The 21244-nt window shown below is 50.9% G+C and carries 18 protein-coding genes and 2 pseudogenes; 15 read left to right on the forward strand and 5 right to left on the reverse strand.

The genetic code is table 11. The features are described 5' to 3' along the window. Nucleotides 1–145: 145 nt before the first annotated feature. The gene (locus J4F31_07575) at nucleotides 146–658 is read right to left on the reverse strand and encodes a gamma carbonic anhydrase family protein (GenBank protein ID MCE2496419.1); all 513 of its coding nucleotides are present in this window, start codon (nucleotides 656–658) and stop codon (nucleotides 146–148) included. Nucleotides 659–748: 90 nt separating this feature from the next. Between J4F31_07575 and J4F31_07580 the strand changes: the two genes are divergently transcribed. The 5 genes from J4F31_07580 (at nucleotide 749) to hflX (ending at nucleotide 4940) form a co-directional block, all read left to right on the forward strand. Then, the gene (locus J4F31_07580) at nucleotides 749–1357 is read left to right on the forward strand and encodes a NifU family protein (protein MCE2496420.1); all 609 of its coding nucleotides are present in this window, start codon (nucleotides 749–751) and stop codon (nucleotides 1355–1357) included. Nucleotides 1358–1384: 27 nt separating this feature from the next. Beyond that, nucleotides 1385–3046 carry a glucose-6-phosphate isomerase gene (gene pgi, locus J4F31_07585; GenBank protein MCE2496421.1) on the forward strand — a complete coding sequence of 554 codons (1662 nt, stop codon included), beginning with the start codon at nucleotides 1385–1387 and terminating at the stop codon, nucleotides 3044–3046. Further along, a complete protein-coding gene (locus J4F31_07590; GenBank protein MCE2496422.1) occupies nucleotides 3043–3243 on the forward strand; it encodes a hypothetical protein in 201 nt (66 codons plus the stop codon). The genes pgi and J4F31_07590 overlap by 4 nt, the downstream gene beginning before the upstream one ends. 84 nt (nucleotides 3244–3327) lie before the next feature. Then, nucleotides 3328–3750, forward strand: a complete 423-nt coding sequence (locus J4F31_07595; GenBank protein MCE2496423.1) for a hypothetical protein — start codon at nucleotides 3328–3330, stop codon at nucleotides 3748–3750. Further along, on the forward strand, nucleotides 3747–4940 hold the full coding sequence (hflX, locus tag J4F31_07600; protein MCE2496424.1) for a GTPase HflX: 1194 nt from the start codon (nucleotides 3747–3749) through the stop codon (nucleotides 4938–4940). The genes J4F31_07595 and hflX overlap by 4 nt, the downstream gene beginning before the upstream one ends. Before the next feature lie 6 nt (nucleotides 4941–4946). Here hflX and J4F31_07605 read toward each other — a convergent pair whose 3' ends face one another. Together J4F31_07605 and J4F31_07610 are read right to left on the reverse strand one after the other, a co-directional pair. After that, nucleotides 4947–5636 (reverse strand): Crp/Fnr family transcriptional regulator, encoded by a 690-nt coding sequence (locus tag J4F31_07605; GenBank protein ID MCE2496425.1) that lies wholly within the window; start codon nucleotides 5634–5636, stop codon nucleotides 4947–4949. A gap of 100 nt (nucleotides 5637–5736) precedes the next feature. Further along, complete coding sequence (locus tag J4F31_07610; protein MCE2496426.1) at nucleotides 5737–6450, reverse strand: Crp/Fnr family transcriptional regulator; 714 nt, start codon at nucleotides 6448–6450, stop codon at nucleotides 5737–5739. An 83-nt stretch (nucleotides 6451–6533) separates the two neighbouring features. Here J4F31_07610 and J4F31_07615 point away from each other — a divergent pair, with 83 nt between their 5' ends. The 10 genes and pseudogenes from J4F31_07615 to J4F31_07660 all read left to right on the forward strand — a co-directional run bounded on the left by J4F31_07615 (nucleotide 6534) and on the right by J4F31_07660 (nucleotide 18503). Continuing rightward, nucleotides 6534–8921: a heavy metal translocating P-type ATPase metal-binding domain-containing protein gene (locus tag J4F31_07615; GenBank protein MCE2496427.1), complete on the forward strand. Its 2388-nt coding sequence runs from the start codon at nucleotides 6534–6536 to the stop codon at nucleotides 8919–8921. Between the two features lie 155 nt (nucleotides 8922–9076). After that, a complete protein-coding gene (gene ccoS / locus J4F31_07620) occupies nucleotides 9077–9238 on the forward strand; it encodes a cbb3-type cytochrome oxidase assembly protein CcoS (GenBank protein MCE2496428.1) in 162 nt (53 codons plus the stop codon). A gap of 3 nt (nucleotides 9239–9241) precedes the next feature. After that, nucleotides 9242–11419: pseudogene (gene ccoN, locus J4F31_07625) on the forward strand (cytochrome-c oxidase, cbb3-type subunit I). Nucleotides 11420–11425: 6 nt separating this feature from the next. After that, nucleotides 11426–11620, forward strand: a complete 195-nt coding sequence (locus J4F31_07630; protein MCE2496429.1) for a CcoQ/FixQ family Cbb3-type cytochrome c oxidase assembly chaperone — start codon at nucleotides 11426–11428, stop codon at nucleotides 11618–11620. Next, nucleotides 11613–12503, forward strand: coding sequence for a c-type cytochrome (locus J4F31_07635; GenBank protein MCE2496430.1), 891 nt, complete (start codon nucleotides 11613–11615; stop codon nucleotides 12501–12503). Before J4F31_07630 ends, J4F31_07635 begins: the two co-directional genes overlap by 8 nt. After that, nucleotides 12484–13908: pseudogene (ccoG, locus tag J4F31_07640) on the forward strand (cytochrome c oxidase accessory protein CcoG). Before J4F31_07635 ends, ccoG begins: the two are co-directional and overlap by 20 nt. Nucleotides 13909–13981: 73 nt before the next feature. After that, nucleotides 13982–14422 (forward strand): FixH family protein, encoded by a 441-nt coding sequence (locus tag J4F31_07645; GenBank protein MCE2496431.1) that lies wholly within the window; start codon nucleotides 13982–13984, stop codon nucleotides 14420–14422. Nucleotides 14423–14457: 35 nt separating this feature from the next. Next, entirely contained in the window at nucleotides 14458–15153 is a 696-nt protein-coding gene (locus J4F31_07650; protein MCE2496432.1) for a sulfite exporter TauE/SafE family protein, read from the forward strand. Nucleotides 15154–15232: 79 nt separating this feature from the next. Further along, nucleotides 15233–16045 carry a universal stress protein gene (locus J4F31_07655; protein MCE2496433.1) on the forward strand — a complete coding sequence of 271 codons (813 nt, stop codon included), beginning with the start codon at nucleotides 15233–15235 and terminating at the stop codon, nucleotides 16043–16045. A gap of 82 nt (nucleotides 16046–16127) precedes the next feature. Continuing rightward, nucleotides 16128–18503 (forward strand): TonB-dependent receptor, encoded by a 2376-nt coding sequence (locus J4F31_07660; GenBank protein MCE2496434.1) that lies wholly within the window; start codon nucleotides 16128–16130, stop codon nucleotides 18501–18503. Nucleotides 18504–18530: 27 nt separating this feature from the next. Here the strand turns inward: J4F31_07660 and J4F31_07665 are convergent, their stop codons facing one another. Beyond that, on the reverse strand, nucleotides 18531–18926 hold the full coding sequence (locus tag J4F31_07665) for a VOC family protein (protein MCE2496435.1): 396 nt from the start codon (nucleotides 18924–18926) through the stop codon (nucleotides 18531–18533). A 63-nt stretch (nucleotides 18927–18989) separates the two neighbouring features. Beyond that, complete coding sequence (locus J4F31_07670; protein MCE2496436.1) at nucleotides 18990–20975, reverse strand: hypothetical protein; 1986 nt, start codon at nucleotides 20973–20975, stop codon at nucleotides 18990–18992. Nucleotides 20976–21244: the final 269 nt, after the last annotated feature.

The raw sequence follows: 21244 nt of genomic DNA on the forward strand, positions 1-21244 counted from the left end.
GGACCTTTTTTCATGAGGTGTGATTTTTCGGTGCGCAGCACCGATATACTCGCGCGCAGCGCGAATAGACTTCAGCGCAACCGAAATGGACTCGCGAAGCGAATGAACTCGCCCGAAGGGCCAATGGACTTCGGCTTCACCAAAATCACGTATACCACCCCGAATACATCACATAACTCTCCGCGATCCGATCGATTTGCCCGCGAACGAGCTCCTCACTCACGTCCTTCACTTTTTTTGCCGGAACCCCCGCATAAATAGAGCCCGCCTTTACGTGCGTGCCTTCTAATACCACGGCTCCGGCCGCAATGATACTGCCGCTTTCAACTACGCAGTCGTCCATCACGATCGCACCCATCCCTATGAGTACATTATCGTGTATGCTACATCCGTGCACCAATGCATTGTGTCCGATACTCACGTTATTGCCAATGTTGGTCGGTGATTTCTTATACGTGGCGTGGATCACTGCCCCGTCTTGCACATTGACTCGGTTGCCCATCTTTATGTAGTGCACATCGCCGCGTATTACGGCGTTGAACCAAACCGAGCATTCGTTGCCCATGGTGACCTCGCCGGTGATGGTGGCGTTCTCGGCGAACCAACAGGCGTCGCCATATTTCGGGTGGATGTCGCGTACAGGAATGATCAAAGCCATATCTCGATAATATTGAACCCTAAAGGTACTAAGGCGTTTTTTGCTGTGCCACGCATTAGCCGTACTTTTGTAGTCCTCAAGCAAACAATCATGAGCGATCAAAAACTACCATACACTGTTTATGCGGAAATGACTCCTAATCCGGCCGTCCTTAAATTCGTGGCCAATAAGCCACTGGTCGAAGGAAGTCAAATCCTCGAATTCAAGAACATCGAAGAGGCCAAGCCATCACCTTTGGCATCGCGCCTGTTCCACTTCCCCTTCGTAAAAGAGGTGTTCATCACCGAAAATTACGTGAGTGTGACCAAGTTCGACATCGTCGACTGGGAAGAGGTGACCCTCGAGATCCGGGAATTCATTCGCGATTTCCTCCAAAGTGGAGAGCCGATCTTGAATGCTCCCGTCAATGAAGCCACGAGTTCGGCTACCGCGGCAGAGTTGGCCCAGCCGATCGAGCCTCTAGAGGGGATCGACAAGAGGATCGTAGAGATCCTCGACGAATACGTTAAGCCGGCCGTGGCACAAGATGGCGGAAACATAAAGTTCAAGAAATACGACGCCGGTCAGGTTCACGTAATTTTACAAGGTGCCTGTAGTGGCTGCCCTTCGAGCACCATTACCCTCAAGAACGGTATCGAGAACATGCTCAAGCAAATGCTGCCGGGACAAGTGAATGAAGTGGTGGCCGAGAACGCCTAAGGGCAGGGGCCATTTTTAGCGAACGCTATTTATACGCACGTGAATCCGACCGAAACCCACGCCTGGAGAAAACTGCGCGAGCACAAATTTCGTCTTTCCGATATCCACATGCGCGAGCTTTTTTCTCAGGATCCGGATCGTTTCAAACGCTTTATCATCGATTGGAACGGCGATTTGCTCTTCGATTACAGCAAGCACCGCATCGATTCCAAGTCGTTGAGCGGCCTTATTGACCTGGCCCACGAAATGGGTCTTGAAGAACGCCGCGCCGCGCTCTTCGCCGGAGACCGCATCAACGCAACCGAAAACCGGACCGTAATGCACATGGCCTTGCGGAGTACGCGCACCAATTATCAGGTCGACGGAGATTCCGTCATGAACGATGTTCGCCGGGTCCGAGACGAGTTTCTATCCTTCGCGGACCGCGTGCGTAACGGCGAATGGCTCGGATATACAAGCAAGCGCATTACCGATGTCGTGAATATCGGAATCGGCGGAAGCGACTTAGACCCCCGCATGGTGACCCGCGCGCTGAAAGACCTTCAGCCGGACCATCTGAACGTGCACTACGTGGCAAATGTTGACGGAGCCGACATTACTGAGGTGATTGGGGGCCTACGGCCCGATACGACACTCTTTCTCATTGCCGGCAAAACCTTTACGACTCAGGAGACCATGACCAATGCCCACACGGCGCGTCGCTGGTTTCTGAACAGTGCAAAAGAATCGGACATTCCGAAGCACTTCGCCGCGCTGAGTACCAACGCTGCCGGAGTAGTGGATTTTGGGATCGCCGAAGAAAACATGTTTCCCTTTTGGGAATGGGTGGGTAGACGATACAGTCTTTGGAGTTCCATTGGACTGAGCACGGCCATTGCCATCGGAAGCGAAAACTTTAAGCAGTTGCTTTCCGGGGCCGAAGCGGCCGACGAACACTTTCGCGACACACCTTTCGAGAAGAACATCCCCGTACTCATGGCACTACTCGGAGTGTGGTATCAGAACTTCTGGGGTGCTCGCACACAGGCCATCATTGCTTATGACCAGCTATTCGAAAAATTGGCTCCTTATCTGCAGCAAGCCGATATGGAAAGCAATGGTAAACGGGTGAACAAAGCCGGTGAAGTGGTCGATTATCGTACCGGAGCCGTAATCTGGGGAGAACCCGGAACCAATGGTCAACACGCCTTTTTTCAACTGATCCACCAAGGAACCCGGTTGATCTTTTGCGACTTCATAGCGGCCGGTAAACCCGGGCATAAAGAGAAAGACCACCACCGCAAGTTGTGGGCGAATTTCTTGGCACAGACCGAAGCCATGATGAAAGGTAAGAACGAGGAGGAGGTCCGTGAGGAGTTAACAGCGGCCGGACTCACGGGGCAAGAGCTCGAAGACCTGGTGCCGTTCAATATCTTCCCTGGGAATATTCCGACCTCGAGCATCGTGCTCAAAGAGCTTACGCCCTTCCACCTCGGTGCTCTTGTGGCTTTTTACGAACACAATATCTTTACCCAAGGAGTTATCTGGAATATCCACAGTTACGATCAGTGGGATGTTGAACTCGGAAAACAATTGGCGAAGAACATCTTGCCCGAATTGGAAGATCCGGCAGTTGTAAAGAAGCACTATGCCAGTACCCGAGGCCTTATTGAATTTGCCCACAAAACCTGGCCCGATCTAAGCACATGAGCAGTTGGCGCGATAAAATAACACCGCCTTTTTTAAGGCCTTACACGAAACTCTATCGCGAGGAAGGCTGGCGTGCCGTGGTCAAAAAGGGCGGCTGGAAACTCATTGTCGGAATTATTCTCTTTTATTTGATCCGCGACAGTATTCTGTACCTGTTGATCCCTTACTTGATCGCCCGGGGACTCATGTCGGCTTAACGTCGTAGATTTGCATCGCGCCGTAGGCGCAAAAAAACATGGCCCTGCGGGCCGATTTAAAACTCGATCACAATGCATACCGGAATGCTTCATTTACACTCGACCCTCGCCGTTTTGGTCTTATTGTTTCTCGTTTTCGGGGTTATCCGCGGATTCATGGGGGGCCGACAGGAGGTTTTTGGTGCCATTGATAAGCGCATAACGCTGTTGACGCTCATTTTTGCTCACTTGCAGCTGGTGATCGGATTGTATTTGTGGTTCAGCTTCATGAGTGCCATGCATTGGGATATGGGCACGATCATGGGTGATTCGGTGCTGCGCTTGAAAGGCGTGGAACATATTACGATCATGATCTTTGCCGTAATCATGATCACCATGGTGCGGAGCCGAACGAAGAAGATGACGGATGCGAAAAAACAGTATCGCGCGATGCTCATCGGATATGGTGTTGCCCTGTTGCTCGTGCTGGTCCGCATTCCGTGGAATCAGTGGAGTTTATTGCAATGATAGAAACCGGAAGAAAGATCGAAGGAGCGAGTACGGCCGTACTCATCGGAATCATCAATTTTGAGCAGGACGAAGAGAAGGTGAAGGAGTACCTCGACGAGCTGGAGTTCCTAACCCATACGGCCGAAGCGGAAGCTTTGAAGCGATTCACCCAGAAGGTGGATGTGCCGAATCCGAAGACCTTTATCGAATCCGGAAAGCTGGCCGAAGTCAAGGAGTACATCAAAAAGAATCAGGTCGATCTGGCCATTTTTGACAACGAACTCAGTCCATCGCAGTTGCGAAATATTGAAAAATTCCTCGATTGCGGTGTACTCGATCGAACCAACCTCATTCTCGACATTTTTGCCTCGCGAGCACAAACGAGCTATGCGCGTACACAGGTTGAATTGGCTCAGTACGAATATCTGTTGCCTCGACTAACGCGCATGTGGACTCACTTGGAGCGTCAGCGTGGGGGAATCGGGCTCCGTGGGCCGGGGGAGACTGAGATCGAGACCGACCGCCGTATCGTGCGCGACAAGATCGCCCTGCTCAAGAAAAAACTCGAGAAGGTCGATAAGCAAATGGCCACTCAGCGGAAGAACCGTGGTGCCTTAGTGCGTGTGGCCTTGATCGGCTACACGAACGTGGGAAAATCCACCCTGATGAATTTGATGTCGAAATCGGATGTTTTCGCCGAGAACAAGCTCTTTGCGACCTTGGACACGACCGTGCGAAAGGTGGTGATCGGAAACCTTCCGTTTTTGTTGAGCGATACGGTCGGATTCATACGGAAGTTGCCAACTCAACTCGTAGAGTCGTTCAAGAGTACACTCGACGAAGTGCGTGAGGCCGATTTGTTGGTTCACGTGGTCGATATCAGCCATCCGAATTTTGAGGAGCACATCGATTCCGTCAATCAGATCATTTCGGAGATCGAATCCCACGACAAGCCAACGATCATGGTATTCAACAAGATCGACGCCTACGAATACATCGAAAAGGATGAAGATAACCTAACACCCAAGACCAAGGAGAACCGGTCGTTGGACGATTGGCGGCGAACCTGGATGGCACGCCAAGATGTTGAGTCTTTATTCATCTCTGCTACCGAGAGGTCGAATATCGATACACTACGCGAGCGACTGTACGAACGCGTAAAGGATATCCACTCGCAGCGGTATCCATACAATGACTACTTATACTGATTTTCTTTAGGCGGAAAGGCCCGAACGCTTGGCGAGTCCGTCGCGACGCAGGAGTTTGATCCCAGAATCATCGACGCCGATCAGTCCTTCTTCTTCGAATTGACGTAGGAGTCGATAAATGGTCGTTCGCGTAGTGCAAATTAGGTTGGCCAAGTCGCGCGGGGTAAACCTCACGCTCAAACGACCATCGGTATCCGTGCCGAATTTCTTACTCAGCGTGATCAGCGATCCGGCCAAGCGCTGAGCGCTGGGCTGCTGAATAAGATTCGTCGCTCGTTTTTCGAGTTCCGAAAGCTCTTTATCCATTTGCCGCATGAGCGCATAGCTTATGTTGGGGTTGGTCGTGAGGGACGCGAGGAATTCACTTTTGTAAATGATGATGGCCTTGACCGAGCTCAAGGCTTGTGCCTGTCGAGAATGGCTGCCCGATCCCAATAGATCCGACAGACCCAATACGGCACCTGGAATGTGGATGCCCGAAATAGTGTCGCACCGGGGCCCGGGTACCACCGTTTTCAGATGACCCGACCAAATGAGATAGAAGCCGCGGACATCGTCGTCCTTATGGAAAAGCATGTCGTCTTCTTCTAGGATCAATTCTTGCCCCAACTCGGCGCAAAAACGATAAACTTCTTCGTCGGCCCATTTAAAGACCTCGAGAAAATTCGTCATATTCTTCCATTCGTTCAGTGCCATCGGGATATACCCCAGGTTCGAAATCAAATGTAGAACACCCGTTCACCGGGTTAAATGACATTTGTCAGGGATAAAAATGATATTAGTCTTACCGCGAAGGTTAATCGAAGACCTTTCCGATGCGTGATAATTCGGTTTCGTTTAGGATGCGCAGTTTACGCCCCTTGAGCTCAATTAACTCGTCTTCTTTGAATTCGCTAAGCAGCCGAATCACACTCTCCGTGGCCGTTCCGACCACGTTGGCAAGCTCTTCTCGAGTAAGCGAAATGTCCACTAATCCCTCTTCTGTTTCGCCGAAAGTGAGCTTCAATACCAATAGAACTTCCGCCAATCGCTCGCGTACCGATTTTTGAGCCAGATTCGTAATGAGTTTTCCGGCCTCACCCAATTCGCGCGACATCTCCTTCATGATGCGAAGCGAAAACTTCGGGTTGCTCTCAATGCTTTCGAATAAAAGTTTCTTTGGCACGAAACACGCAGCAGTATCTTCTAAAGTAGTCACCGTGGCCGACAGGTTTTCGCCACTTAAGATGCTCCGGTATCCAACGATATCGCCATCCTTGGCAAAGCGAATAATCTGCTCCTTGCCATCCGTACCCAATCGACTCAGCTTTACCTTTCCTTTCCGCAGGCAATAGATACCCCCCGGACGATTTCCCTCGTGAAAGATTATCTGACCTTTCTTGAAAAAAGTGCAGGACTTGATGTTCTCCACCTTGTCCAATTCTTCCTCTGAGAGTTCGTGGAAGGGCGAGTCGATGCGGCTCGGACAACTATGGCAATCGAAATGTTCCATACGAAATGTGATGATCAAATATACAAGGAGATAATACAATCCCAAAGCAAAAGCTGATCAATATCATATGTTCCATTGACAATTGTTAGGAGGTTTGTACCATGCCAAAAGAGGTGGTGAACGACATACAATGTGTCCATTGTGGTGCTCCCTGTCGGGAGGATGAGGTTGTCAACGGTGACTTGCACTTTTGCTGTCGCGGTTGCCAAACCGTTTATGAGCTGCTGCAAGAGAACGACCTGTGCGATTACTACGATCTCGAAGAGTTGAGCGGTATCGCCCCAAAGGGTGCGTTCAAAGGGGCATACGAATACCTGGAGCAGGAATCGATCCAGGACAAGCTGCTCGAATTTACGGACGGTAAAACGGCTGTGGTCCGATTATACCTTCCGGCGATCCACTGCAGCTCCTGCATTTGGCTGCTCGAGCACATGGATCGTTTGGCCCCCGGAATCATTCATTCCGAGGTGAATTTCCCTAAAAAGGAGATACGTATTACCTATAAACCCGAAGAAACGACCCTTTCGCGCGTGGCGGAATTGTTAGCCACCTTGGGGTATCCGCCCAATATCAACCTGAGTGATCTCGACCGCACCGACAAGCGCGAAAACCGCACCCTGATCTTTCAACTTGGAGTTGCGGCATTTGCATTCGGGAACGTCATGCTTCTGGCCCTTCCGGAATACCTTGGTACCGATTATTGGTTGGCGCGCTATGCACCCTTTTTCCGCTACCTCATGATGGCCCTTTCCATCCCCGTAGTGCTTTTCAGTGCCCGCGATTACTACCGTAGCGCGTGGTCTGGACTTCGCCAAAAGTACGTGAACATCGACGTTCCGATTGCCTTGGGGATCACGGTATTGGTTATTCGGTCTTCGTATGAAGTGGTTAGCGGCCTCGCGGCCGGATACTTCGACTCGCTGACCGGATTGGTGTTCTTTCTGCTGTTGGGCAGGGTATTCCAGGCTAAGACCTATGAGCATCTCAGTTTCGAGCGCGATTACCGATCGTATTTTCCCGTGGCCGTAACTCGAGTCAGGGGAGGAGTGGAAACTTCGGTGGCCATAAACGAACTAGAAGTCGGCGACCGAATCTTGATTCGAAGCGGAGAAATGGTTCCGGCCGATAGCCGACTCATTAGAGGTGCAGCGCTCATCGATAATAGCTTCGTTACGGGTGAATCGGATCCAGTAAGTTACGAAACCGGCGACCGTATCTATGCCGGTGGTGCCCAAAAGGGAGGGGTGATCGAACTCACCATCGAAAAGCCCGTGTCTCAAAGTTATTTAACCGAATTGTGGAATAACGACATCTTCAGTAAGTCGAAGGAAGGTCGATTCAAATCCCTGACCAACAGTATCAGTGCTTGGTTCACAGCCGTTGTGCTGCTCATTTCTGGGGTTGCAACTTATTATTGGTGGGGCGTTGATCAGCGATTGGCCTGGCAGGTATTCACCGCTGTTTTGATCGTTGCCTGTCCGTGCGCGTTGGCGTTGTCGGCCCCCTTTGCACTGGGGAATATGCTGCGCCTCATGGGGCGCAAGGGCTTCTACTTAAAAAGTGCAGAGGTCATTGAACGGCTTGCAACCTTGACCGCACTTGTTTTCGATAAAACGGGTACGCTCACCGAAACCAAGCACAATCAACTCGAATTTATAGGCGATACTTTGGCGGATGTACAAGAAGCATCCATGGCGGCCTTGTTCAAACAGAGCAACCACCCCTTGAGCCGATTGATCTACGATGCGCTGGATAGAAGGACGGGTGAGGTGGTCGCCGATTTCGAGGAAATTCCAGGCAAGGGAATACGCGGTCAAATTGGCTCGCACCGGTATTTGCTGGGTAATGCCTCTTTTGTAGGAGCGGAAGTGGCAGGTAGCTCAGATCAAACCCGGGTATACGTTCGGGAAGACGAGCACTTGTTGGGATATTTTCTCATTCGAAATCAATACCGCCCCGGTGTGGCCCAAGTCATTCAAAAGCTACAGTCGAAATACAGTTTACACCTTCTGTCCGGAGACCGCTCGGGTGAAGCAGCGACGCTCAAGGCATTATTCGGACCGCAGGTCCCCCTTCATTTTAATCAGAGTCCGACCGATAAACTTGAGTACATAAGGTCACATCAGCATTCGGGAGAGCGCGTACTTATGATCGGCGATGGGCTAAATGACGCCGGTGCGCTTCAGCAAAGCGATGTGGGGATTAGTCTAAGCGAGAACATCAATACTTTTTCTCCTTCGTGCGACGGGATTCTGGCCGCAGAAAGACTGGAGCAGTTACCGGAATACCTCAAATGGGCACGTAAAACGGCCCGAGTGATCTACGCCAGTTTCGCGCTGAGCTTTGCCTATAATTTGGTCGGCATATATTTCGCCGTAAACGGACAATTGAGTCCGATCGTTGCGGCTATCCTAATGCCATTGAGCAGTATATCAGTCGTATTTTTTACCACGGTCGGAACGAATATGGCAGCTAAACGGAGTTCTTAATTCTTAGTGTTGAGTTTTTAGTTTGCTACAGCCAACAGCCAAGCCCAACGGCACGTGGTCGGGGAAACCTGACAAAAGTCATCTTTTTCTCTGACGCATGTCATAATAGTGCCCTAGTGCTCGCCCTACATTCGCATCTGTAAACCAAATAGTCTATGTCTGTCCTCTTTATCCTGATCATTGTAAGCCTCTCCGTTGCTCTGATCTTCCTCGGTGCCTTTATATGGTCGGTCAAGAGTGGTCAGTACGACGACGACTACACACCATCCGTTCGGATGCTGTTCGATAAACCCAAGAAATCACAATCCAAACCGTAACCTATGGAACTCGAGAAGTTTTATTACGACAATAAGTCGGTTCGCAACTTCGCCTACGCCACCCTGCTTTGGGGAGTCGTGGGTATGTTGGTCGGGGTGCTGATCGCCGTTCAGCTGTACGTGCCCGCCCTTTCTTTTGACCTCCCTTGGCTCACTTTCGGCCGTTTGCGTCCACTGCATACCAATGCGGTGATCTTCGCATTCGTTGGTAACGCCATCTTTGCCGGGGTGTACTATTCGCTGCAGCGTTTGTTGAAAGCGCGTATGTACTCCGATGTTTTGACCAAGATCCACTTCTGGGGTTGGCAGCTCATCATTGTTGCAGCGGCGTTGACCTTGCCGTTGGGTATCACCTCGAGTAAAGAATATGCAGAATTGGAATGGCCCATCGACATCGCTATTGCGGTGGTTTGGGTCATTTTTGGTTGGAACATGTTCGCTACCATTCTGAAGCGTCGCGAACGCCACTTGTATGTGGCCATTTGGTTCTACATCGCCACGTTTGTTACGGTTGCGGTATTGCACATCTTCAATAACCTCGAGCTGCCCGTTACGTTCTTGAAGTCTTATTCGGCCTATGCCGGTGTTCAGGACGCATTGGTACAATGGTGGTATGGACACAACGCGGTAGCGTTCTTCTTGACCACTCCGGTACTTGGGCTTATGTATTACTTTGTACCGAAGGCGGCCAACCGTCCGGTATATAGCTATCGCCTGTCGATCATCCACTTCTGGGCCTTGATCTTCATTTATATCTGGGCCGGACCTCACCATTTGCTCTACACCGCCCTGCCCGATTGGGCGCAAAGTCTGGGTACGGTATTCAGTATTATGCTTATCGCTCCATCTTGAGGTGGTATGATCAACGGGTTGTTGACCCTTCGCGGAGCTTGGGACCGCGTTCGGGAAGACGTGATCCTTAAGTTCTTCGTGGTGGCCATTACCGCATATGGTATGAGCACCTTCGAAGGTCCAATGCTTTCGTTGAAGAACGTTAACGCACTGGCGCACTATACAGACTGGATTCCGGCACACGTACATATCGGTACGCTCGGCTGGAACGGTATGATGATCTTCGGTATCCTCTACTGGATGATGCCTCGAATGTTCAACACCAAGTTGTATAGCATGAAAGCGGCCAACGTCCACTTCTGGATCGCCACCTTGGGAATCATTTTCTGGGCCCTACCCATGTACTGGGCGGGCTTTACCCAAAGCTTGATGTGGAAAGACTTTAACCCCGATGGAACCCTGGTTTACGGGAACTTCCTCGAAACGGTTCTGCAACTCGTGCCCATGTACATCACTCGTTCGATCGGAGGTACCTTGTACCTGGCCGGTATGGTCATGATCGCTTGGAACATCATTAAAACGGTCAACACCGGAACCTTGGTGGCCGACGAAGAAGCTGAAGCGGCTCCTTTGGCCCCAACATACAAGAAGAAACGCGGCGAGTACTGGCACCACGCTTTGGAGCGTCGCCCCGTTCAATTCATGATCCTCAGTATCATCGTGATCCTTATCGGAGGAATCATAGAGATCGTACCGACGATCATGATTAAAGAAAACATCCCGACCATCGAATCCGTGAAGCCCTATACGGCCTTGGAGCTCGAGGGTCGCGACCTCTACATCAGAGAGGGATGTAATGCGTGTCACTCACAAATGGTGCGTCCGTTCCGCTCCGAAACCGAGCGCTATGGCGAGTATAGTAAAGCCGGTGAGTTCGTCTACGATCGTCCATTCTTGTGGGGGTCTAAACGGACCGGACCGGACTTGCACCGCGAAGGGGGTAAATACCCACACAGCTGGCATTACAACCACATGTTGAACCCACGGAGCATGTCACCGGGATCCTTGATGCCACCTTATCCTTGGCTGTTCGAGAAATCGCTCAGCACCAAGAATACCGCTGGTAAGATCAAGGCCATGCAAACGCTTAGAGTTCCGTACAGCGATGAGTACAGAACCAACTCGGTGGGCTACCTCGAAATGCAGGCCCAGGAAATCGCGGACAAGTTGAATGAGAATCCGAACATCGAAATCACTGCCGACCGCGAGATCATCGCCTTGATCGCCTACTTGCAGCGTCTGGGAACAGATATCAAGGGTAGCGACAATGTATGGCTCGGACCTGAGGATCCGACCAGGAAGAATGAAGTATCACAACTTAAACCATAAGAAGCCATGTTGAAATTCATAAAGGGACATATGGCTTCCATGGACAGTATCGAGATCTTTCCGTTGATCTCCTTGGCCTTGTTCTTCCTTTTCTTTCTCGGCTGGACGATCTACGCCCTGCGCGAGAAAAAGGACCACGTGAAGCACATGAGCAATTTGCCCTTAGACCTCAACGAATCCAAACCTACGAGCCATGAATAATTACGCAGAATTACTCAACGATCCGATCGCGATGATCCTGATCTTCGCGGTATTCATACTGCTAGTCACCATATTGGTATTGCTCAATGCGATATCGACCATCGTCAGAATGCAGCATCCCGAAACCGAAAGTGCTAAGCGCGAGACGGCCTGGACCAAGCTCATGAAGCGCATGACCGACTCTACTCCGGTAGAGAAGGAGCACACCGTGATGCTGAACCACAATTACGATGGAATTCGCGAGCTCGACAACAACTTGCCACCATGGTGGGTATGGGGATTTTATATCTCCATCGTTTTCGCGGTTGTTTACCTATTGAACTACCACGTTTTCAAAACTTCGCCACTCCCAATGGAAGAGTACCAAACGGAATTGGCCGACGCTGAGGCGGCGATCGAGGAGTGGAAAAAGAGCACTCCAAGTTTGATCGACGAATCTAACGTCACTTTCTTGGCCGATGCTTCGGCTTTGGAAGCCGGTGCCAAGATCTATAATATCAATTGCACCCAATGTCACTTGGCGAGTGGAGGAGGAAGTGTTGGTCCGAACCTGACCGATGATTACTACATCCACGGCGGATCGATCCAAGAGATCTTCTCTATCATCAAATACGGTGTTATCGAAAAAGGGATGATCCCGTGGCAAACGCAATTGAGTGCCGAAGAGATGCAGCAAGTAGCGTCGTACGTAATGAGCTTGCGCGGCAATAATGTGGAAGGTGGTAAGGCTCCTGAAGGAGAATTGTACGTACCCGAAGCAGAAGAGGCCGCCCCTGCCGACAGTGTTGCGAATCCTGCCGCAGGCAGTGAACAAGATACTGTGGCTGCGGAGGTAGCTCTACGCCAAAAAAAGACGAGTAACCATGTCGGAAGAAATCTATGATACGGAGGAGTTCCGCGACCATATCGGAACCATAAACGAAGAGGGTAAGTGAAACTGGATTTTTCCGAAAAAGCCAAGCGGGCGCTTTTACAATGCCCGAACGTGGGTCAGCATATTGTTGCTGGCCTTCCTTTTTGGGGCTCCCTGGCTGCGCGTGAATGGAGAGCCGTTCATGCTGTTCAATGTGCTCGAACGCAAATTCATTTTGTTCGGCATCGTTTTTTGGCCACAAGATTTTCACTTGTTCTTTTTGGCCATGATTACCGGGGTGATCTTCATTGTACTGTTTACCGTGGTTTATGGGCGCATTTTTTGCGGGTGGATTTGCCCGCAGACGATCTTTATGGAAATGGTGTTCCGGAAGATCGAATTCCGGATAGATGGCGACCGCGGCCAACAAATGCGCTTGGCCAAGAAAAAATGGAACGACCACGAGAAGCTGCGGAAACGAGCACTTAAACATACCATCTTTTGGATCACCAGCTTCGCGATCGCCAATACCTTTTTGGCCTATTTGATCTCGACCGATGAGCTGCTCTTGCTCGTCGAAGAAGGACCTATCGCCAACCTGGGGACTTTTGTCGCCCTCATCATATTCACCACGGTATTCTATTTTGTCTTTAGCCGGTTGCGCGAGCAGGTGTGCATCGTGGTTTGCCCGTACGGACGCTTGCAAGGCGTCATGCTCGACCGCAACTCCATCGTGGTCGCCTATGACCATAAACGCGGTGAGCGCGAAAACGGCCGGGCCAAGTGGCGGAAAAACGAGGACCGCCTCGCGGCGGGAAAAGGAGATTGTATCGACTGTGGTGCCTGCGTTGATGTTTGCCCAACCGGGATCGATATTCGCAATGGCACTCAGCTCGAATGTGTGAACTGTACGGCGTGTATCGATGCATGTGACTCCATCATGGAACGGGTTGAGCTTCCGAAAGGACTGATCCGCTATGCTTCAGAGGAGAACATCGTAAAAGGGACCAAGCCAAAGATGAATACGCGGCGTATCGCCTATACTGCTGTACTGGTACTCATGGTGACGATCACGACCGGATTCTTGCTGTCGCGGTCCGACCTCGAAGCGACCTTCTTGCGTGTACCCGGAATGTTGTATCGCGCAGAGGACGACGGACGAATCAGTAACTTGTATAACTTTAAACTGATCAACAAATCACATGAAGAGATCCCCGTTCGGGTCGAACTCCTTGAACCCGAAGGAGGAGAGGTGATGCTGATCGGTATGCAGGACCGCGTATTGCCGGTCGGAGAATATATTGAAGGGACCATGTTCGTATATATCGAACGGGACGACCTCGAAAGCCAAACCACCAAGATCAAGATCGGTGTGTACAGTGGCGACGAGCTCATCGAAACGTTCAAGACGAACTTTAATGGACCGGTAAAATAGCTGTTAGCCATTAGCCACTAGCTCGCAGGAGCTTTTGCCAATGGCCAACGGCAAATAGCCAAAGGCTAAAAGAATGAAATGGAATTGGGGCTGGAATATCGTTGTTGTTTTGGGACTTTTCATGACCATGATCGTGATCATGGTGGTGAAAAGCGTGAATACCAAAGTGGATTTAGTGGCGCAGGATTATTACGCCGATGAGATCGCCTATCAAGAACAAATAGATAAGGAGGCCAATGCAAAAGCACTGCAGGGGCATTTCTCCTGGAAAAACACTGAGGCTGGTCTTATTATTGAGTTTCCGGCCGACTTAGACGCCGAACATTTCACCGGAACGGTGAAGCTCTATCGCCCTTCCGACGAAAAGCTCGATCGCGAATTCACCTTCGAAGGCCTTCGCGATCACCAGTTCTTGATTCAGGCCGAAAACCTCGTTACCGGTAAATGGGAAGTACAGGTCGACGGAACAGCAAATGGAGTCGCCTACTATTTTGAGCAACGCCTGAAACTGTGAATGAGCTGGTGTTCACCGGTTTTGCCCTGGGCATCATGGGAAGTTTCCACTGCCTGGGCATGTGCGGACCCATAGCCCTATCGCTGCCGGTCGATCGCAGTCGACCACTCCACGCCGTACTCTCGAACCTGTTCTATCAACTCGGTCGCGTGGCCACGTATGCACTACTCGGAATGCTTTTCGGCCGGCTGGGGCAAGGGCTTAAATTGGCGGGTATTCAGCAGTACATTTCGATTGGGGTCGGTATCGCCATGATCGCCCTGGTCGTTTTTCCGCGCGCCTCTAACTTTTTTTCAAGGCCCTTAACGGGCCTATGGTTGGCTTGGACCACCCCGCTCAAGTCGGCGTTGGGCCGAATAATGCGTATGGATCAGCCGCAGAATCGCTTCATTTTCGGTATGCTCAACGGGTTGCTTCCATGTGGATTGGTGTATGTGGCCTTGGTCGGAGCTATTGGCGTGGGGAGCGGAATTGGGGGTGCTGCTTATATGGCCCTCTTCGGCTTTGGCACCATTCCGATGATGTTCATAGCCATGTTCGCCGGAAACGTTCTGCAGGTTTCGATGCGACAACGCCTCCAAAAAATCATTCCGGTTGTGGTGGTGATCATAGGGGCGCTTTTCATTCTCCGCGGTATGGGCTTGGGAATCAAATATGTGAGCCCGCCCGATAAAGCTCTTGAACTACATACCGAACAAAGCTCTGTTGGGCACGATGAGGGCTGTCATTAAATTTCTGTGAAATGACAGGCCTCATATGGATTTCGTTAATTTGTGATTACCTTTATCACTATACAAATTGACAGAAATCATGGGCCTCAAGACCATTCTTTTTCCGACGGATTTTTCCGAATATTCACGCACCGCAATGACCTTTGCGATGGACTTGGCGTCACGTGCCAACGGCCGTGTCGTCTTGCTCAACTCTTACGAGTTGCCCTATTCCGATACGGTCATGACCACCTCGCTGATCGATATCATGCGTAAGAATTCCGAAGAACAGCTTGAAAGCCTAAAAAAAGAGATCGCTGAAAAGTATCCCGATGTCGAGGTCAACACACGCAGCTCTTTGAACAACACCATACGCGCCATTAAGAATGCCGCTAAGAAATACGAGGCAGACTTGATCGTAATGGGTACCAAAGGGGCGAGTGGCTTGCAAGAAGTGCTTATCGGATCCAACACCACTACGGTACTTAGCAATTCCGATGTACCCGTATTAGCCATTCCCGAAAAGTCCTCGGTCAAGGCCATTACCAAGATCGTTTACGCAGCCGACTTCCAAAAACCGAGCGATAAAGACCGCCTCGCTTTCCTTTGTGAGATCTCGCGATTGATCAAGGCAGAGGTGATGATCCTTCACTTCCAAAAGAAAGACGACATGAGCGGAATAAACCGCCAAGTCATCGAAGATGCCTTTTGCGATATCCCTCACAGCTATCACATCGAGCCCGAACAGGACATCGAAACCGGGATCCACAACTTCGTCGAAGCCAAGAACGCCGATATGGTGGTGATGATAAAACGCAAGTACGGGTTCATCGAACGATTGTTCCACCAAAGCCAAACGAGCAAGTTCGCGTACCACACCACGGTACCATTTTTGGCCTTGCACGAGGTGTAACAAATCGGGCCGTAGGCCGTTAACATAACTCTTACAAACTTTGCCGAGGGTACAGCGTTAGTCTCGGCAAAAGTTTTTTTGGATGAAAGTATTCTCTACCCTCGCCTTGGTCCTGCTTACCGTGGTTACCTTCGCTCAAGAAGCCATTATCCGCGGCCGCGTGGTCGATGCAAAGAACAACGACCCCCTGCCCTTCGCCAATGTCGTGGCTCAGGGAACCGAATTCGGTACCACTACAGATATCGACGGGAATTTTGAGCTCCGCGTTACGGCCGGACTCTACAACCTCGAGGTGAGTTTTATCGGGTATAGAACGCGATTAGTGCCCGAGATCCAAGCTTCTCAGGCGGCGCCTGCCCAAGTGACCATCAAGCTCGAAGAAGATGCACAACAGTTACAGGAAGTCGAGGTGGTGGCCAATCCGTTCGAAAAAGACGCCGAAAGCCCGGTCAGTGTCCAAAACCTCGGAGTAAATGAAATTCGTCGCAGTCCAGGAGGAAACCAAGATATTTCTCGGGTGATCCAAAACTTGCCGGGCGTTGCCTCTACGGTGAGCTTTCGGAACGATTTGATCGTGCGCGGTGGTGCGCCAAACGAAAATAGATTTTACCTCGACGGAATTGAGATCCCGTCGATCAACCACTTCAGTACCCAGGGAGGCGGTGGCGGTCCGGTTGGGATCGTCAACGTAAACTTCCTGGAAGGAGTCGACTTCTACACCGGTGCCTTTCCGGTTAACCGCGGATACGCCTTGAGTTCGGTGATGGACCTGCGATTTAAGGATCCTCGAATGGAAGGCTGGGGATTCAAAGGCCAAATAGGTGCCAGCGATATCGGATTAACAGCAGAAGGGCCATTGGGCGATAGAACGGGAATGATCGTTTCGGTGCGTCGCTCGTACTTGCAGTTTTTGTTCAGCGCTCTCGAGCTGCCTTTTTTGCCTACGTACAACGATTTCACTCTGAAGGTCAAACACAAGTTCGAGAACGGTAATGAACTTACCTTACTCGGGATCGGCGCCATTGATGATTTTGCCTTGAACCTCGAGGCGAACGAAACGGAGTCTCAGCAGTATATTCTCAACAACCTTCCCGTTAATGAGCAATGGAATTACTCGACCGGGGTCAAGTATACCATGTATGGGGAAAACGGGTACCAGAACATCGTGCTGAGTCGATTCCACTTGAACAACACCGCTGAGAAATACGAGAAAAACGACAACTCAGACCCTTCGAATCTCATTCTCGATTACGAATCACAAGAGATCGAAAACAAGTTTCGCTACGAAAACATTTCGCGGTACAATAATCAACGCATCGCTTACGGTGTCAACCTTGAGCACGCCCGATACAAGAACAACACGTTCAACAGAACGGTGGCCGGAGGTCAACCGATCGTTGTCGACTTTGACTCACAGCTCGATCTGTGGAAGTATGGTGCATTCGGGAATTACAGCTTTGATCCGCTTCCGCGATTGACCGTTTCGGCCGGATTCCGCCTCGATGGGTCGGATTATAACTACGAGACGTCCAACCCGTTGAGTCAATTCTCACCTCGCTTGAGCCTGAGCTACGGTATTAACGACGCATTGAGTTTCAACTTCAATACGGGGATCTACTACCAGTTGCCGGCGTACACCGTATTGGGTTACCGCGACAATAACGATGTACTCGTGAATCGCGACAACGGCATCGGATACGTTCAAAGCAACCACCTCGTGGCTGGATTCAGCTACTTGCTTCCGTTCAATTCCAAAGTGAGCATCGAAGGATTTTATAAGACCTATGACAATTACCCCTTGTTGATCAATGATAGTCTCTCACTCGCGAACTTGGGAAGTGATTTCGGGGTCATCGGGAACGAGCCCGCCATTCCGGCCTCCGACGGTCGCTCCTATGGAATTGAAGTATTGTACCAGCAAAAGCTCTTCAAAGGATTCTACGGAATCGTCAGTTACACTTTTGTGAAGAGCGAGTTCACCAACGGAGGAACGGACTTTGTGCCGTCGAGCTGGGATAACCGACACCTTGTTTCATTGACGGGAGGAAAAAAATGGGGAAAGAACCTGGAAGCGGGATTCCGCTGGCGATTCTTGGGAGGCGCGCCCTACACGCCCTGCGACTTGCAAACTACAACTTTAAAAGAGGTGTGGGATGTCACGGGTTCCGGAGTGCCTGATTACGACCGCATCAACACCTTGCGTAACGGAGCCTACAATCAGCTCGACGTGCGGATCGATAAAAAATGGTTCTTCGACCGCTGGAACCTGAACCTCTATTTCGATGTCGAGAATGTTCTCGGATTCACGTTGGAGCAACAGCCCTTCGTCGATACAGTGAAAGATTCGAATGGAGACCCGATCACCGATCCGAACGATCCCAACCGCTATCTCTTGAAGCAACTGGAGAACTCAACGGGAACGGTCTTGCCCACCGTTGGAGTGATCATCGACTTCTGATAGAGTTCCGATCGCCGAAGACCCGGCTCACATCGGCTCAACGATCTGAATATAGTTGCCACAAGTATCGTTGAAGATCGCATACTTAGTGGTTTCGTACACCGTAGGCTTTACGCTGAACTCTACCCCCGGATTCACCGGTCGATCGTATTCCACATCAACATCCACGACTTCTAATTGGGTGTAGGGAATGCCGGCTTCGAATAGCGCATCTTGATAGGCTTTGGAAGTTGCAAAGTGAATTGGTGACGGCTCTAGCAGGATCTCAGGCCCTTTGGGGTCTTCTTTTGATATCAGTGTGATCCACTTATTGCCTCCCTCCAACGTTTGGTTCTTCTTTACGTCGAAATCGAGTATTTCGGTATAGAACTGCAGGGCTTTGTCTTGGTCTAGAACGGGAATGCCAACTAGTGTAACTTTCATGATTCCGGGGGATTAAATTCTTGTTACCGCGAAGTTGCGAATCGGCCCGTAGGGCCTAAAAATCTAATTTAAGGTAAATCCGTCGACCTCCTCGAGGGTGTCGGGGTTGTACACGCGCACTCGGATCGATGATCCTTCTACATCGATCAGTACCAAGGCGTTTTGCGTAGTGAATCCCAAGGTTTTGTTGGACCAAGGCGTTTCTTCCTGTGCGTAATAAGGAGCACCGGCGGCGCCGTTATTGATTTGCCAGATGGTGCGGTTCACTTCCATTTTTGGTCCTTCCCAGTCGTCCGGGTACATGCGGGTCGATGCACCGATTTCCGTTCGACAGTAGTTGTGCTCGTCTCCGGTCAAGATCGCGCGAACTTTGGTGCTTTCGTTGATCATGATCTGGAGCAGCTCATCGCGCCGTTCAATGATCCCTTTTTCGAGAGGCTTGCCGGCCACCCAGGTGCGCATGTCGTTATTTCCGTGGTACCACATATCGTCCTTTACGTGCCCGCCATTCGGGAAGAACGGCGTATGAAGGGTTACGAAAATGTGGTCGACCGTGCTCTGGGCCTCGAGGTCGCGAATCGTATTTCTGAACCATTCGAGTTGCCGATCCATGATGTAGGCATGCTGCCCGCCGCTCGTCGCCTCAACCATGCCTTTATTGGTGGCGTACCAGTAATTCGAATTCAGCACCACTACGGCTACATTATCGTACGTGTAGTGGAAAACGGTTTCGTCGTAGTCCGGGAAATCGACCTGGGTTTCATTCGGATCGTAGGACATACCGTCTTCCGTGCCGGTGAGCCCGGTCGGATTCACAAAATTGCGCGTAAAGGCCACTTCGCCCGATTCGGTGTCAAAAGGCATCCGGTCGATGCCCAAGTAACTCCCATCCTCAGCAACCAACGCGTGGTTCAGCGACTCGTGATTGCCGAAGGAAATATAGGCCGGCATGTAGTGTAAGAAAGGCTCCACGGCATGCTTCCAGTTCGCATACTGTAGATCCATTTCGTCGCCATTTTGCAGGTATCCATCAATTAGGTCACCGCTGAACTGCAAAAAGGCCGCGTCTTGCTGGGTCGCCACGGCCATCATTTTCTTCATGATATAGGCATTGGCACCGTACAGGTTGCGCTCGCCGCCACCTTGACCATTGCGCGAATCGCTGCAGTAGGCAAAAGTAAAGCGCTTTCGACTGCCCGCGAGCGGAGCAGTTTTGAAGCTGTGCCTTTGCTCGTAGCCTCCTATTTTAATTCGGTAATCGTGTGCTTTATCCGCTTCGATTCCAGATAAGGTGATCAGGTAATGGTGCTCTTGTCCGTCATACCTCGTTTCGTGATCGAGGGTGGTTTTTACGGGCGGACAAGAACTTTCGCCGTGACTGATGAATATTTCGGGCTCAACGGCTCTATCCGTGCTAAAACTAATTTGAACTGAGTCGGGCCCAACATTGTGCACAAAGGGTCCTTCAACGATGGTCGCCGCGGTCTCAAAGGGGCCCGTTCCCGAAAAGGCGATACGCCCCTCATAAAGCAAAGTGCCCTCCGCATCGGCCACCCGATATCCCAACACGCCATAGCCTCTCTCTTCCCAACCGATCATGTCGTACTTGCCGCGGAGTTGATCGATATCGATGAGGCCTTTACCGCCTTCGATCTCGGCCGGACGCTTAAAGAATACCGGCTGTGGATGTTTGTAGTCGTCGAACGGAATAAAGCCGAAGTACAGCGTTCCATCGAAATCGGCTCCGAAATTGAAGCTCAGCCCATCTTCGGCCCCGCGAAAGGCTCCGCGAAACTCCGACATCACGTGAAAGGGCGGTCGTTCGGTCTCTACGAACCGCTTTCCGTCTACGGTGGCTACCAGCCTATTCTGATCGTCCCAACTCAAGTTGTGGTGCGACGCCGGAATCCTGAAGGTATCGTCGCGCATGAGGGCATTTTCGGTCTCATTTTTCTGGGCCTCGCGGCCCGATGCGGAAGTCTCGGAGTTTTGTGGCGTACACGCTACGGCAATGGCCCCAAAGGCCAAGGCGATCAATGGGAGTTTCATCAGCTAATAGTTTGTAGCCGCAAGGTAGAAAGTACAGGTTAAGGAAGTGTTATAATTGGTTTTGGCTTCTCCGAAATCAGGTGCGGTGCATCAGTAGCACCCGGGGCGCTAGAAGTGGAATAAGTGTGATCAGTGGCACTGTACCCTTGCGCGTAGGTGCATTCGGGCTTCGCCCGAGTGAATTTCACTTTCGCGAAGTGAATTCCTATCAAAGGTCAAACCCAATGGACTCGCGCATAGTGCGAATTCACTTCGGCGGAGCCGTAATA

This window comes from Flavobacteriales bacterium, from assembly GCA_021296215.1.
GTDB lineage: Bacteria > Bacteroidota > Bacteroidia > Flavobacteriales > ECT2AJA-044 > ECT2AJA-044.